Below are 14,102 nucleotides of genomic sequence, written 5' to 3' on the forward strand. Positions count from 1 at the left end.
ATAGACTGCTGATTAGTTTAATTCAGTATAGTGCATAAAAAGCCCGGAAACACATTGAAAATATGTGCTCGTGATTTCCGCTACGGGCAGTACGCTTTCCGCGGGCAACGTCTCAGCCTCGGGCCAACAGGACGTTGGTCACAAAGGCGTTGTCCCAGGATGAGACGGTCTTAGCCTTTGAACCTTCCGCACTTCCTGCGGGGTCTTCGCTTGTTGCTTTTCCCGCAGGACAAGGAGTACTTCGGCAGCGATACATCGCACGAAGAAAAAGTGCCTTTCTTTTTCGAGGAGTCGACTGCCCTCCGCTGCAATCACTTCATTATAGCAGGGTGGTGTTTCCTCTATGAATTGTTTAAAGATGAAAAAGCACAAGTCAGCGAAGGAAATACACGGAGACTCCTGCGGGATGAAAAGCCTAGTTGAGACCCCGCTGAGACGTTAGTCTCGAGGAGGCTCAACAGCGCCCGCGGAAAGCGTAGTGTATTTCCGGAGCGGTTCACAGCACTATTCTGAATTCAGTTAATCAGGATTTTCTATCAACTTTTAATTAAATAGAAACCTGTTTTATTTCTGGACTTGTCTTTTTTCTAATCAGCTTCTCATGTATACTAAAGATAATAGATGATTTAACCTATGTCTTTCTCATAGAAGGGTGTACTGGCTATTTTTATGGAATCAGTCGGGCAGCCTTCGAAAGCATCATAAACATCATCTTCATCTTCTTCCGGAACTTGAACTAGTCCTTGATTATCATCAATGAGACAATAGGAAATCCCTTCATCGTCGTAATCGAATATATTAGGTGCACTGGCTCCACAAGCTCCGCAAGCAATGCAAGTGACCTTGTTTACCATCGTAAATAAAGGCATTTTCCCTCTCCTCCTAAAACTGTAAGGTTTTTACCTTTTGAAAACATACGTCTTTATATGCTTTCATCTTTTACACTTTCCTTTCTTATTGTAAAATGATTTATATACAAATTCAACGATAATATGAGTAAAGGACGGTGCCCCTTTGTTATTTGAGTCCATTTTAATAACCTGTTTTTCCTATATTAATGGGGAGCGAACCCCCTCTAGTGTTTACCATATTTTAAAAGGAAAAAGGTCCATTCAAACGTTGCAGGATACTCATATTTATAAGCTAGAATCTTTTTATGGAATTTATAAACAATTAAAAAGACAGGACTTTGAGAATAGAATTGTGAAATTAGAAAGAGCAGGCGTGTTAAAGAGATATCAGGATAGTTTTATAGTAACAGGGACTATAAATAGTAAATTACAAGAAGAACAACTTTTTAATGGATTAACTTTTTATAATAAAGTAGAAATATTCTATAACCGACTTCTATTGCTTATTCAAACTCTAACTAATACTAAATATCAATCCTATTCTTTTATTCCAGTGGTGGAGGACAAAGAAGCAGAAATTTGGGTTAAGAAGGTGTATAAGAAAGTTAAGGGTAAAGAAAAAGATGTACTAAAGAAACTCTATCTTGAGCTTTATGAAGTATTATCGAGGGTAAAGGCTGTAGAAGTAGGGATATTCGTTGATAGATTGACAGGATACAAGCATTATGGAATGAGCGTTCCACAGTTGGGAGAAAAGTATAAAAAAAGTGTTGATGATGTACAGTTAATATTAGTATGTACTATTCACCAAATCATTGAAAATGTAGAAAAAGAGGAGAAAACCTCCCTTCTCGCATTTCTTTTACAAGACACTTTAGAAGTTAGTCACTTGACGAAATCAGCGTACGATACGTACCTCCTTCTGCTAAAGGGTAAAACTCCAGATAAAATTGCATTTGTAAGAAGATTAAAAACTAATACGATTTATGATCATATAGTAGAAATTGCACTTTCTGATTCTGAATTTGCTATAGAAGATTTTGTGAATCAAGAGGATGAACAGGCAATTACACAGGCAATTACTAGTACGAATTCCTATAAGCTAAAAGACATCAAGGCAAACGTTAATGACAAGATCAGTTATTTTCAAATCAGATTAGTATTAGCAAAGAAAAATCGATTACATAAATAGGGTGATTATCGGTGACAATTATAGATACTTTAGAACAATACTTACAGAATATATTTCATTATCCTGAATTCCGTGAAGGTCAAAAGGAAATTATTGAAGATGTCTTAGCTGGAGAAGACGTTTTAGGAATTCTACCTACTGGTTCTGGGAAATCAATTTGTTACCAACTGCCAGCTATGCTGCTTGAGGGACTAACTATTGTAGTTTCCCCATTAATTTCCTTAATGATGGACCAAGTCAAAGAGTTAAAAGCTAATAATATAAGAAAAGTTATCGCCCTAAATAGTTTTCTAGCCTGGCAGGAAAAGAAACGCATTTTAGAGAAACTAAATGAGTATAAACTCCTGTACATATCACCAGAGCAATTACAACAACGAGACGTTTTAGAAGCGTTAAAGAAAATAAAGGTAAGTCTTTTTGTTATTGATGAAGCGCATTGTATTTCACAATGGGGACATGAATTTAGACCTGATTATCTAAAGTTAAACCGTGTTATTGAGTTACTGAAACATCCTAGAACGTTAGCTTTAAGCGCAACTGCCACTCCTAAAGTGCAAAGGGATATTATTTTATCACTTGGGAAACCAGACATGAAAAAGCATATATACCCAATGGATAAGCCGAATATCGCACTAGTAATTGAAAAAGCAGCTAATGATCAGGAAAAGGACAAGCGCTTATTAACAGTACTGGAATCCTATCAAGTACCTACTTTAATCTATTTCTCCAGTCGGTCAGCTACAGAATCTTGTGTAAAACTATTATTGCAGCATCTGCCTCATTTACGGATTGCATATTATCATGGTGGTATGGATCAAATGGACCGCATACATATCCAACAACAGTTTATGAACAATCAATTGGATATTGTTTGCTGTACAAATGCATTTGGAATGGGAATTAATAAGAGTAATATTCGACTAGTTATCCACTATCATTTTCCAATGCAGGTCGAATCTTATATACAGGAAATTGGGAGAGCTGGGCGAGACGGTGAATTTTGTATAAGTTTAGTCCTTTTTTCACCTGCTGATGTACATATTCCTGTGCAAATGATAAAAAATGAGTTACCTAATGAGAAAATGATAAAAGAGATGTTCCATTATTTATACACTTTATCATTAAAAGATGAATTGTTACCTACAAGTGAAGCAGAAATAGAGAATCGCCTCCAATTAAATGAAATCCAATGGCGATTTTTACAATACCATCTTGAAAAACATGGTATGATAGTTGATAATCATGTTATTTATAATGAATATAATTGGAAGCAGATATATAATGAAATTATTAATATTGTTAACGAACGCACAACTTTAAAACAAACGAAGTTACAAGAGATGGTGGATTGGATCCAAAGTGAGAGCTGTTATCGTAACAGTCTCTATCAAAGTTTTCAATCAACTATTCGAGAACCTGATTCTTATTGTTGCAGTAATTGTGGATTTAAAATCAGTGATCTTAGAGTATCTAAGCCTATGCGATATGATAATGAAAACTGGGAAGTACGATTAAAAAGTTTACTTCTTGGGGATCCCATTGAAACGGTAAAAATAATGGACTAGCAATCAGTAATAAAGTTTAGACTTGGACGTTCCCGGCATATGTTAGTTATCAAAAAGGATTAAGCTATTTGTATTAATTTATAAAGTAACTTTTTCATTGGATAATTTATTGATAAAAACATAGAAATGCATTTAACGGTAAATATTTCTAATAGGTTAATCTTTCGTTTTCATTGTGAGGTGGGGAAAGTATGAATGAGAAAGCTGATAAAAACATGGATCAGGCAGATGAACTAAGAGATTTAATTGAAGAAATTGAGGAAATAGGAAACGGGAATGAACAAGAAGATGAAAGTTCCGTCAAGATGGAGGAAGAGCCTAGTAGAGAAATCGATATTTTAAATCTGCCACCGAGAAAAGAAGTTCACACGAATAAGGCTAAAGCACATCTAAAGTTAAGAACACCATTTATTCGTTTTCTTCTAGTTATTGTTTTACTTGCAGCCGTAATCATTTCTGCATATTATTATTGGGGAGAAGGCATGTTTAGTCTATTGATGTAAATGGTTGCTGTTTTACCCGATTCTTATCAACATAAAGGAGCAGATATTTATTGAAAAAAACGATAAGCATTATTATAATCATAATGCTGTTTCCTGTTTTCCTTTTATATATGCTAATGAAGGCACACCGTGATAAAATAAACGTGAATATTATTGAGGATTGTAATCTCCCTGATGTATTTCATGAATTTACTATTTTTTTTATCACGGACATTCATAGAAGAAGGGTTAAAGATTCTACTCTATCAAGGATAAACCTACCAATTGACATTGTTGTCATAGGTGGAGATTTAACTGAGAAAAATGTTCCATTAAAACGTACAAAGGAAAACATCAGAAAGTTAAAAAGATGGAATGCACCAATATATTTTGTTTGGGGAAATAATGACAGAGAAGTCGATAGTGTAAAACTAATATCAATTCTCCGTAATGAGGGAGTCATCATTTTAGCAGATGATTATTCAGAACTAAAAAGATCCAATTCTGTTATAGATTTGATTGGTTTTGATTATTCTCCTACATATGAATCGGTGACTAATGAAATCATTGCAGAAAAGAGTACAAATGCTTACAAAATCTTAATTACACATACCCCACAATCGTTTTATCATTTACCGAAGCAAACACGAAGCATGCTAAACCTTGTGTTAGCAGGTCATACACACGGTGGACAAATAAGAATAGCGGGGTTTGGACCTTATGAAAGAGGTGCATTACAAAAAAGGGGTAAAACCCATATTTTAGTAAGTGAGGGCTATGGGTATACCATTCTTCCTTTTCGATTGGGAACAAATGCAGAGTGTCATACAATAAAATTAATGCAAGTGAATCAATAAATCTGCTGTTCAACAATTATTCTAATCGCATATAGTGTATAAAGTGTCATTCTTGTATCAATAAAGTTAATAAATACGATTAAATTAAGATAAATAAAGGAGGATGCTGGTATGCGAATTGAACGTTTGTCTGATAATCAATTTACTATTTTTTTATCTTTTGATGATTTAGTGGAAAGAGGTTTTACAACAAACGATATCTGGAATGATGCATCAAGTGTCCGAAATTTGTTTAGTGACATGATGCATGAAGCAAGTTCAGAGCTTGGCTTTGAACTTGATGGGATGCTGCTTGTTCAAGTTTATTTGATGCAAGCACAAGGTATGCATATAACTGTTACACAGAATTATGAAGATATGAATTGGGATGATGACTTCATTGAAATGAAAGTCACATTAGATGAGAGCAAAGAGCTTATGTTTTCATTTTTTGACTTTGAAAATATAATTCAAGTAGTAAATAATTTAGCTTCCTTAAATATTGATGGCGGACAGATATATTATTACGATAAACGTTATTATATGTTATTAACAGAAGAAGATATAAATGAATTGGAAAAGGAAGATATTATTGCTGTTATGTCAGAATACTCTTATCCAAGTATCATTACATCCCATCGGCTTAAAGAATATGGAAAAATTATCTATGACAAGCTAGCAGTTAAACAAATTATTCAACAATTTTATTAAAGAATTCGTAGGTACGTAGAGGAGTTGCATACAATGAAGATTGCAGTATTATATGGTGGTATATCTGGAGAAAGAGAGGTTTCTCTTTCTTCTGGCAAGGGAATAATACAAGCATTAAAGCAAAAGGGCCATGAAGTAATTGGGGTTGATTTCAACCCTAATAAGTTAGAAGAAATTCTTCAACTAAAGGTTGATCTCGTATTTATTGGATTACATGGTAGATATGGAGAAGATGGGAAGCTACAAGGCTTGCTTGATATGCTGGGAATCCCCTATGTTGGTTCAGGTGTATTGGCCTCTGCGTTAGCAATGGATAAGTCAAAAGCGAAACAGATTTTTGAAAAAAATAATATCCCAGTAGCTAGAAGTGTGACATATACAATAAATCAACCATCAGATGTTGATGTTATTAAAAATAGTATTAAACAGACATTCCAAGTTCCTTTTGTAATTAAACCGAATGAAGAAGGTTCGACTTTGGGTTTATCTATTATTGAGAATGAAGAAGAAATAGAGTCAGCTATTGAAAAAGCAACGAAAAGTGATAAGAATATTCTTGTAGAAAAATTTGTAAAAGGCAGAGAAGTGACAGTTCCTGTATTAGGAAAGCCTGGAGAGGAAAGGGCATTGCCAATTATAGAAATCATACCTAAGAATGCTTTTTATGATTATGAATCCAAATATGCTCCAGGTGGGAGTGAACATATTGTTCCAGCTGCAATCGATAATAAGTTAACGATGCAGATACAGGAATATGCGGTTTTGGCTCATCAGGCTTTAGGATGTGAGACCTATTCAAGAGTAGACTTTATTCTCGGAGAAGATAATGTGCCAATTATTCTAGAAGTAAATACATTACCCGGAATGACACCTACTAGCCTATTTCCTGATTCGGCAAAATCTATTGGCATTAGTTACGAAGATATGATTCAGGAATTTGTGCAGCTTTCTGTTTAAACAGTATTATTCAGTTAAGTTGGAAAGTTTAAACTATACATTTTTTATTGCAAATTCCTACTAGAAGTGTATACTATTCACTGAGTCTAAGCGTTTACAAAATACTTATGCATATTGTAGGAGGTAAGTTCATGGTAGCCGAGAAAGCAGCAGATTCTACCAATAATAACCAAGAGAATATGGATGTATTAGTTTCTACTCGAGCTGTAATCAAAAATGCATTGGAAAAATTAGGTTACCCAGAAGAGGTATTCGAACTTCTTAAGGACCCATTAAGAATGCTCACTGTTCGTATTCCAGTCCGTATGGATGACGGTTCTATAAAAGTATTTACTGGTTACAGAGCACAGCATAACGATGCAGTTGGCCCAACAAAAGGTGGGATTCGTTTCCATCCTAAGGTTACAGAGAAAGAGATTAAAGCATTATCTATATGGATGAGTTTAAAAGCAGGAATTGTTGACTTGCCATATGGTGGTGCCAAGGGTGGAATAATTTGTGATCCTAGGGAAATGTCTTTCCGTGAATTAGAAGGGTTAAGTCGTGGATATGTTCGTGCCATCAGTCAAATTGTTGGTCCTACAAAAGATATTCCGGCTCCCGATGTTTTCACAAATTCACAAATAATGGCATGGATGATGGATGAATACAGCCGGATAGATGAATTTAATAGTCCAGGTTTTATTACTGGAAAGCCACTCGTGCTTGGTGGATCACATGGTAGAGAAACTGCTACAGCAAAAGGGGTTACAATTGTTCTCAACGAAGCTGCTAAGAAAAAAGGATTGCAAGTGAAAGATGCGAGAGTGATCGTGCAAGGGTTCGGAAATGCAGGAAGCTACTTATCTAAGTTCTTGCATCATGCTGGAGCGAAAGTGGTTGGTATTTCTGATGCTTATGGGGCATTGTATGATCCGAATGGTTTAGATATTGAATATCTATTAGATAGAAGAGATAGTTTTGGTACAGTCACGAAATTATTTGATAATACGATCACCAATAAAGAATTATTGGAACAAGAATGTGATATTCTAGTACCTGCAGCTGTAGAAAATCAAATTACTAATGAAAATGCCCATAATATCAAAGCAAAAATTGTAGTGGAAGCGGCAAATGGCCCTACAACAATGGAAGGAACAAAGATTTTAACTGATCGCGGTATCTTACTTGTTCCTGACGTTTTAGCATCTGCTGGCGGTGTTACGGTTTCGTATTTTGAGTGGGTTCAAAATAATCAAGGATTCTATTGGGAAGAGAATGAAATTGAGCAAAAGCTCAATGAAATAATGGTTAAAGCCTTCAATACCATTTATAATACAGCGGAAACACGTCGAGTAGATATGCGGTTAGCAGCATACATGGTTGGCGTTAGGAAAATGGCTGAAGCTTCGAGATTCCGTGGCTGGGTATGATTTTTTGTAAAAAGACGAAACTCTTATCGTTTATATGAAGGATAGGAGTTTTTTCTTTATGAGTACAAACAAAAGTAGTTTAAGTGGGAAGAGAATGCTGTACAGCAAACAATGGATCAAATTATATTCTTGATGGTCTTTCTTTGCGGTGCAAGTATCCCAAAATGTTAATAGAGTATTGCTTTATTATAGATTTAGAGGAAGTGTTATCTTTGCAGAAAGAAAAAGTAATTATTATTGGTGGGGGTCCTTGTGGTTTATCATGTGCAATTGAATTACAACAGCAAGGTATAGATGCACTTATCATTGAAAAAGGGAATATCGTGAATACGATTTATCATTATCCTACCCATCAAACCTTTTTCAGTTCCAGTGATAAGCTGGAAATTGGAGACGTTCCGTTTATTACTGAAAATAAAAAGCCAGTTAGAAACCAAGCGCTTGCTTACTACAGGGAAGTAGCCGCTCGTAAGCAATTGAGAATGAACACGTTTGAGAAAGTTGTCGATGTAAAGAGCTTTGATGGTGTTTTTCAAGTAGAAACCGTTAACAATACTGAAAGCAGAAGGACATATTTTTCTGAAAATGTTATTGTTGCAACAGGTTATTATGATCAACCTAATTATATGGAAGTCCCGGGTGAATCATTGAATAAAGTGATGCATTATTTCAAGGAAGCGCATCCTTATTATGATAAAAATGTAGTTGTAATTGGAGGAAAGAACTCTGCCGTAGATGCGACGCTAGAGTTACATAAAGCTGGTGCTCATGTTACAGTACTGTATCGGGGTGAAACTTACTCTAAAAGTATTAAACCTTGGATACTTCCGGAATTTGATTCACTGATTCGAAAAGGAATTGTCAAAATGGTATTTAAGGCACAAGTTAAAAACATAACAGACAGCTATGTTGAATATGAAGTAGATGGGAAAAGCTCTCGGATTCATAATGACTTTGTATTTGCTATGACAGGTTACCGTCCAAATTTACCATTTCTTGAACAGATTGGTGTACAAGTAGATATGAAGACTGGTAAACCATGGTATAACAATGAAACTTATGAGACCAATATTCCCGGTATATATATAGCTGGTGTCGTAGCTAGCGGATTTAATAACAATGAAATATTTATTGAAAATGGACGTTTTCACGGCAATTCTATTGCCAATCACATAAGGAAGAAATCATAGAATAATACTATGATTTCTTTCTTATTCATTTGCAAAAATTTCAGCAAGCCTTTTAAGGTCTTTCGTATGCTCTAGGGCTATCATTAATTTTATTCTAGCTTTTGGACCAGATAAACCATTGCCGAAAATTATTCCCATCTCTTTCAGCTGCTTTCCTCCACCAGCATAACCATATGTTGGTTGGACGTATCCTTTAAAGCTTCTGGATACTAGAACAACTGGGATTTTTGCATTATTTATTTGTTCAAGTACTGGAATGGTTTGTTTTGGCAAGTTCCCCTGACCTAAACCCTCCACCACAATGCCATCTGGTTTAGCGTTATATATGGCATTCATAAATAGATTATCCATACCAGCGTAGGCTTTAATTAAAAAGACATTCGAACGCAATTCGGTGATTGGCAGTTTTTTTCTAATAAGGTTATTACGGTGAAAAACAATGGAATCCTTGGTAATCATTCCAATTGGGCCAAATTGGGGACTTTGAAATGTGGCGACATTACTTGTTGAAGTTTTGGTCACAGTTTCAGCAGGATGAATCTCATCATTCATTACAACCAATACACCTTTTTCCCATGATTGATCCTCACTCGCAACGCGAATAGAAGTAATAAGGTTATAAAGAGCATCTGAACCAATCTCATTGCTAGAGCGCATTGCTCCAGTAATAATAATCGGCTTTTTTGTGTCAATAACTAAATCTAGAAAATAGGCTGTTTCCTCAAGTGTATCTGTTCCGTGCGTTACCACTACTCCGTCATAGTTAGATAAAGCCCAATTGATTTTCTTTGCCAATTCATGCATATGGGTTGGAGTAATATGCGGAGAAGGCAGATCAAATAGGATATGTTCATTGACATCAATTGGGAAATCCAAATGTTTTGCTATATTTGCTAACGGATGTTGAGAGGTTGAATTAACTTCACCTGTTTCTTTGTTTTCTAACATGGAAATAGTACCACCAGTATGTATGATAAGGATTTTCTTCATACTGAACACCTTCTATATAAAAATTATTATTTTCATACTACTTCCAACATGATACGATAAAATAAGACTGTTGGAAAGAGGTTCTAAAAAATGTTTGCTATATTATCTGCAGGTTTAGCACCTACCATAGGATTACTATCATATTTCTATCTAAAAGATAAAGTGACAGAGCCGTTGTCCTTAATTGTAAGGACGTTTATCCTAGGTGCTTTATTAGTATTCCCAATTATGTTTTTGCAATATGCGTTTGCAGAGGAGAATGTAACAAATAATCCTATTATTCAATCCTTTTTCCTTATCGCATTCTTTGAAGAATTTTTTAAATGGTTTATTTTTATGTTTTCTATGTATCGGCATCCAGAATTTAATAATCACTATGATGGGATTGTCTATGCTGTATCCATTAGCCTTGGATTTGCAACTGTAGAAAATATATTATACTTAATTACAAATGGAATTGAATATGCTCTATTCCGGGCAGTGTTCCCTGTATCTTCACATGCTTTATTCGGTGTGATTATGGGATATTATCTTGGTAAAGCAAAGGTAATGCCGGAAAAAAGTAATTGGAATAAAGGTCGAGCATTATTCGCTCCATTCCTTCTGCATGGAATATATAATTACATATTAATTTCCATTAAAAGTAATTGGATTTATTATTTGTTCCCTTTTATGATTGCACTATGGTTTCTTGCTCTTCGCCGCGCAAAAAAAGCAAATCAGTGGTAGTTTATCCCTCCGTTATTAAATATCGGAGGGATATTTTTGTACATTTAATTTACTCTACATAACATATCAATACGATTTATGAATAAAAAGGCAATTTACTCAAAAAATACTCCTACAATATCTTGTTTTTGCAGGAGGAAAAATGAATGATTTCAAAAAAGAGGTTCTTTTTATGCTTTATCCTTAGCTTTATGATAGTCGGAATATATGAGGTTGGGCCGAAACAAAATGCAGAAGCATTTAGCAATCAAGTTATCCAGCATGGTGCTGTGGGTGATGACGTTATCGAACTTCAGGCTAGATTGCAATATTTGGGTTTTTATAACGGGAAAATTGATGGTGTCTTTGGTTGGGGTACATATTGGGCATTGAGAAATTTTCAATATGAATTTGGACAAGACATTGATGGATTAGCTGGACAAGAAACAAAGCAAAAATTAGTAGATGCTAGCGAATATGATGAGCAGTTTGTAAAGCAGCAAATCGCAAGAGGGAATAAATTTACCCATTACGGCGGTGTGGAGAGAGAGAAGCAATCAACTAACAGAGGTGGCGGAGGCAATGAAGCAGCTACTCCGGCACCTGAGACAACGAATACGGCGGTGAATGTACCACAAGGATACTCGCAGAACGATATTCAATTAATGGCAAATGCTGTCTATGGCGAAGCAAGAGGAGAGCCTTATGAAGGTCAGGTAGCAGTAGCTGCAGTCATTCTAAATCGAGTAGAAAGCTCTACATTTCCCAATACAGTAGCTGGAGTGATTTTTGAGCCCCGCGCTTTTACAGCAGTTGCGGATGGGCAAATTTGGTTGACTCCAAATGATCGTGCTCGGGAAGCTGTGCTTGATGCTATTAATGGATGGGATCCAACTGGCAATGCACTTTATTATTTCAATCCGGATACAGCTACCTCTGCTTGGATTTGGACGAGACCGCAAATCAAACAAATTGGTAAACATATATTCTGTAAATAGAAAGGTGTGAGAAGCAGATGATAAGATGGATTTTAATTGGTATATTAACTCTTGGTATTGCTGGAACAGCTTTTTGGGGGTATCAGGAACATCAAGAAAAAAATGCGATTTTAACGCAAGCTGAGAACACGTACCAGCGATCATTTCATGAATTATCGTATTATATGGATTTGTTACATGATGAAATTGGAACAGCGCTTGCGATGAATTCAGACCAAAGACTATCTCCGCAAATGGTAGAGATATGGCGACTGACTTCTGAGGCTTCTAGTAACGTAGGTCAGTTACCCCTAGGGTTATTACCATTTAACAAAACAGAAGAGTTCCTTTCTAATATTGGAGACTTTACGTACCGAACAGCGGTTAGAAATCTAGACGATGAACCACTTACGGAAGAGGAAACCAAAACTTTACAACAATACTATAAACAGTCTAGCGAGATTGAGCAGGAATTAAGAGAAGTGCAGCATTTAGCATTAGAGAACAATTTGAGATGGATGGATGTACAGCTTGCTTTGGTTAATAATGAAGAGCAGTTGGATAATACAATTATTGATGGATTAAAAACGGTAGAAGATAAAGTAGGTGGTTATTCAGAAGCCAACATTGACTCTTCAGTAATTGGTATTTCAAATCAACAGAATGAACCATATAAATCCATTACAGGTAAAAAAGTTTCTGAACAAGAAGCTTTAAATATTGCCAAAGATTTATTTGAAGTCAAAGATAGTGATAAATTAACCATTGCAGAATCTGGAAAAGGTGCTGATATTCCCATATATAGCGTTTCATATAATGGTGATGATAAGCATGCCTATACGGATATTAGTCAACAAGGTGGGAAGCCCTTATCATTATTAATTAATCGTCAAATTAATGAAAATAAGATTAGCTTAAATGAGGGACTGAAAAAAGCAGAGGAATATGTCAATAGATTGGGTTTTGATGATATGATATTCTTCCGGAGTAGTGAATACGGTAATACGGGTGCTTATTCTTTCTTATCTAGCCAAGATGGTGTAAGAATATATCCTGATGCTATCGAGGTAAAAGTCGCATTGGATAACGGAGATATCATGGGAATTACCGCAGATAATTACTACCGAAACCATAAAGAAAGGGATATACCGGAACCGAAAGTAACAAAAGAAGAGGCAAAGGAAATGGTTAATCCAAATGTAGATATACAAGAAGAGTACCTTGCTGTGATTGATAATGATTTAGGTGAAGAAGTATTGACTTATGAGTTCTTAGGAACTTATGGTGACGATACTTATCGTATCTTTATCAATGCGCTAAATGGAATGGAAGAGAAGGTAGAGAAGCTAGGCGGTACAGAAATAAATTATGCGATCAATTAGGGATAGGCAAAAAGCCTTTCCCTTTTTACTAATTTTTGTAATAATAGGTGTAAAAGGTTGTTAAAATAGCCTGGTAAAAATGGCACAGTGAGGTAAGCGCGACAGTATTTTGCTTCTTTACTTTCTTACCTGGGATTATGGTTACGATAGAATCTAAAGATTGGCTTGGGGGATTATAATGAAACTAGGGATACAACTGACTATTGAAACAGTAGATATGGACTCGAATCAATTAAAGAAATACCGCTCGAAAATTATTGAGATAACTGAAGAATATTTAATTATTGATTATCCCATTAGTGTAGATACCAACAAAACAGCATTTCTAGCAAGAGGTACTCATTTTAAGGCATCATTTGTAGAGAATGAGGTAGTGTACAAATTTAGAAGCAAAATTATTAAGAATGCTAAATTGAAGGTTCCTGCTCTCGCTGTCAAATACCCTGAAAAAGAACAAATAAAAAAAGTACAACGGAGAGAATTTGTTCGTATCGACACGGCGGTTGATGTCACTGTGCATAGTGTTAACGAATCATTTGAGCCAATAGTTACTGTGACATCAGATATTAGTGGAGGCGGTATATCTATTATTATTCCGCATGAAGATTACTTTCAAAAAGGCGATCGTGCCCAGGTAATGCTGGTTTTACCCATGCTTTCCGGGAGATATTATTATATTAAAGCAGAAGTAGAAGTAGTGATCAATAGGAGTATATCTAATGGGGTAGTTGCGTCATCGCTTAAGTTTATATCTATCGAAAAAGATGCTCAACAAAATATTCTACAATTTTGTTTTGAGAAACAGCGAGAAGCGAGGCAAAAAGAATTGATTTAGGATAGACCAATATT

General features: G+C 35.4%; 14 protein-coding genes. 12 read left to right on the forward strand and 2 right to left on the reverse strand.

Features of this window, described 5'->3' with window-relative positions:
* Nucleotides 1-626: 626 nt before the first annotated feature.
* Entirely contained in the window at nt 627-869 is a 243-nt protein-coding gene (locus D8M04_RS02570) for a ferredoxin (RefSeq protein ID WP_121521110.1), read from the reverse strand.
* Between the two features lie 334 nt (nt 870-1,203).
* Here D8M04_RS02570 and D8M04_RS02575 point away from each other — a divergent pair, with 334 nt between their 5' ends.
* From D8M04_RS02575 to D8M04_RS02610, 8 genes are all read left to right on the forward strand, one after another.
* Nucleotides 1,204-2,043, forward strand: coding sequence for a helix-turn-helix domain-containing protein (locus tag D8M04_RS02575; RefSeq protein WP_158595075.1), 840 nt, complete (start codon nt 1,204-1,206; stop codon nt 2,041-2,043).
* Nucleotides 2,044-2,054: 11 nt separating this feature from the next.
* Nucleotides 2,055-3,608, forward strand: a complete 1,554-nt coding sequence (locus D8M04_RS02580) for a RecQ family ATP-dependent DNA helicase (RefSeq protein WP_121521114.1) — start codon at nt 2,055-2,057, stop codon at nt 3,606-3,608.
* 191 nt (nt 3,609-3,799) lie between these two features.
* Nucleotides 3,800-4,111 (forward strand): hypothetical protein, encoded by a 312-nt coding sequence (locus D8M04_RS02585; protein ID WP_121521116.1) that lies wholly within the window; start codon nt 3,800-3,802, stop codon nt 4,109-4,111.
* A gap of 50 nt (nt 4,112-4,161) precedes the next feature.
* On the forward strand, nt 4,162-4,947 hold the full coding sequence (locus D8M04_RS02590; RefSeq protein WP_121521118.1) for a metallophosphoesterase: 786 nt from the start codon (nt 4,162-4,164) through the stop codon (nt 4,945-4,947).
* A gap of 111 nt (nt 4,948-5,058) precedes the next feature.
* Nucleotides 5,059-5,637, forward strand: a complete 579-nt coding sequence (locus tag D8M04_RS02595; protein ID WP_121521120.1) for a genetic competence negative regulator — start codon at nt 5,059-5,061, stop codon at nt 5,635-5,637.
* A 33-nt stretch (nt 5,638-5,670) separates the two neighbouring features.
* Nucleotides 5,671-6,594, forward strand: a complete 924-nt coding sequence (locus D8M04_RS02600) for a D-alanine--D-alanine ligase (RefSeq protein ID WP_121521122.1) — start codon at nt 5,671-5,673, stop codon at nt 6,592-6,594.
* A 131-nt stretch (nt 6,595-6,725) separates the two neighbouring features.
* Nucleotides 6,726-8,006, forward strand: a complete 1,281-nt coding sequence (locus D8M04_RS02605; RefSeq protein WP_121521124.1) for a Glu/Leu/Phe/Val family dehydrogenase — start codon at nt 6,726-6,728, stop codon at nt 8,004-8,006.
* 212 nt (nt 8,007-8,218) lie between these two features.
* Nucleotides 8,219-9,196 (forward strand): YpdA family putative bacillithiol disulfide reductase, encoded by a 978-nt coding sequence (locus D8M04_RS02610; RefSeq protein ID WP_121521126.1) that lies wholly within the window; start codon nt 8,219-8,221, stop codon nt 9,194-9,196.
* Nucleotides 9,197-9,217: 21 nt separating this feature from the next.
* On the opposite strand, the gene D8M04_RS02615 is transcribed toward D8M04_RS02610, so the two are convergent.
* Nucleotides 9,218-10,186 carry an asparaginase gene (locus D8M04_RS02615; RefSeq protein WP_121521128.1) on the reverse strand — a complete coding sequence of 323 codons (969 nt, stop codon included), beginning with the start codon at nt 10,184-10,186 and terminating at the stop codon, nt 9,218-9,220.
* A 90-nt stretch (nt 10,187-10,276) separates the two neighbouring features.
* Here D8M04_RS02615 and prsW point away from each other — a divergent pair, with 90 nt between their 5' ends.
* The 4 genes from prsW to D8M04_RS02635 all read left to right on the forward strand — a co-directional run bounded on the left by prsW (nt 10,277) and on the right by D8M04_RS02635 (nt 14,088).
* Complete coding sequence (gene prsW / locus D8M04_RS02620) at nt 10,277-10,915, forward strand: glutamic-type intramembrane protease PrsW (RefSeq protein ID WP_121521130.1); 639 nt, start codon at nt 10,277-10,279, stop codon at nt 10,913-10,915.
* Between the two features lie 191 nt (nt 10,916-11,106).
* Nucleotides 11,107-11,892, forward strand: coding sequence for a spore cortex-lytic enzyme (gene sleB / locus D8M04_RS02625; protein ID WP_246001114.1), 786 nt, complete (start codon nt 11,107-11,109; stop codon nt 11,890-11,892).
* A 17-nt stretch (nt 11,893-11,909) separates the two neighbouring features.
* Nucleotides 11,910-13,253, forward strand: coding sequence for a germination protein YpeB (ypeB, locus tag D8M04_RS02630; protein ID WP_121521134.1), 1,344 nt, complete (start codon nt 11,910-11,912; stop codon nt 13,251-13,253).
* Nucleotides 13,254-13,431: 178 nt separating this feature from the next.
* The gene (locus tag D8M04_RS02635; protein ID WP_121521136.1) at nt 13,432-14,088 is read left to right on the forward strand and encodes a flagellar brake protein; all 657 of its coding nucleotides are present in this window, start codon (nt 13,432-13,434) and stop codon (nt 14,086-14,088) included.
* Nucleotides 14,089-14,102: the final 14 nt, after the last annotated feature.

Origin of the sequence: Oceanobacillus piezotolerans, assembly GCF_003665065.1 — a bacterium.
Lineage (GTDB): Bacteria > Bacillota > Bacilli > Bacillales > Amphibacillaceae > Oceanobacillus > Oceanobacillus piezotolerans.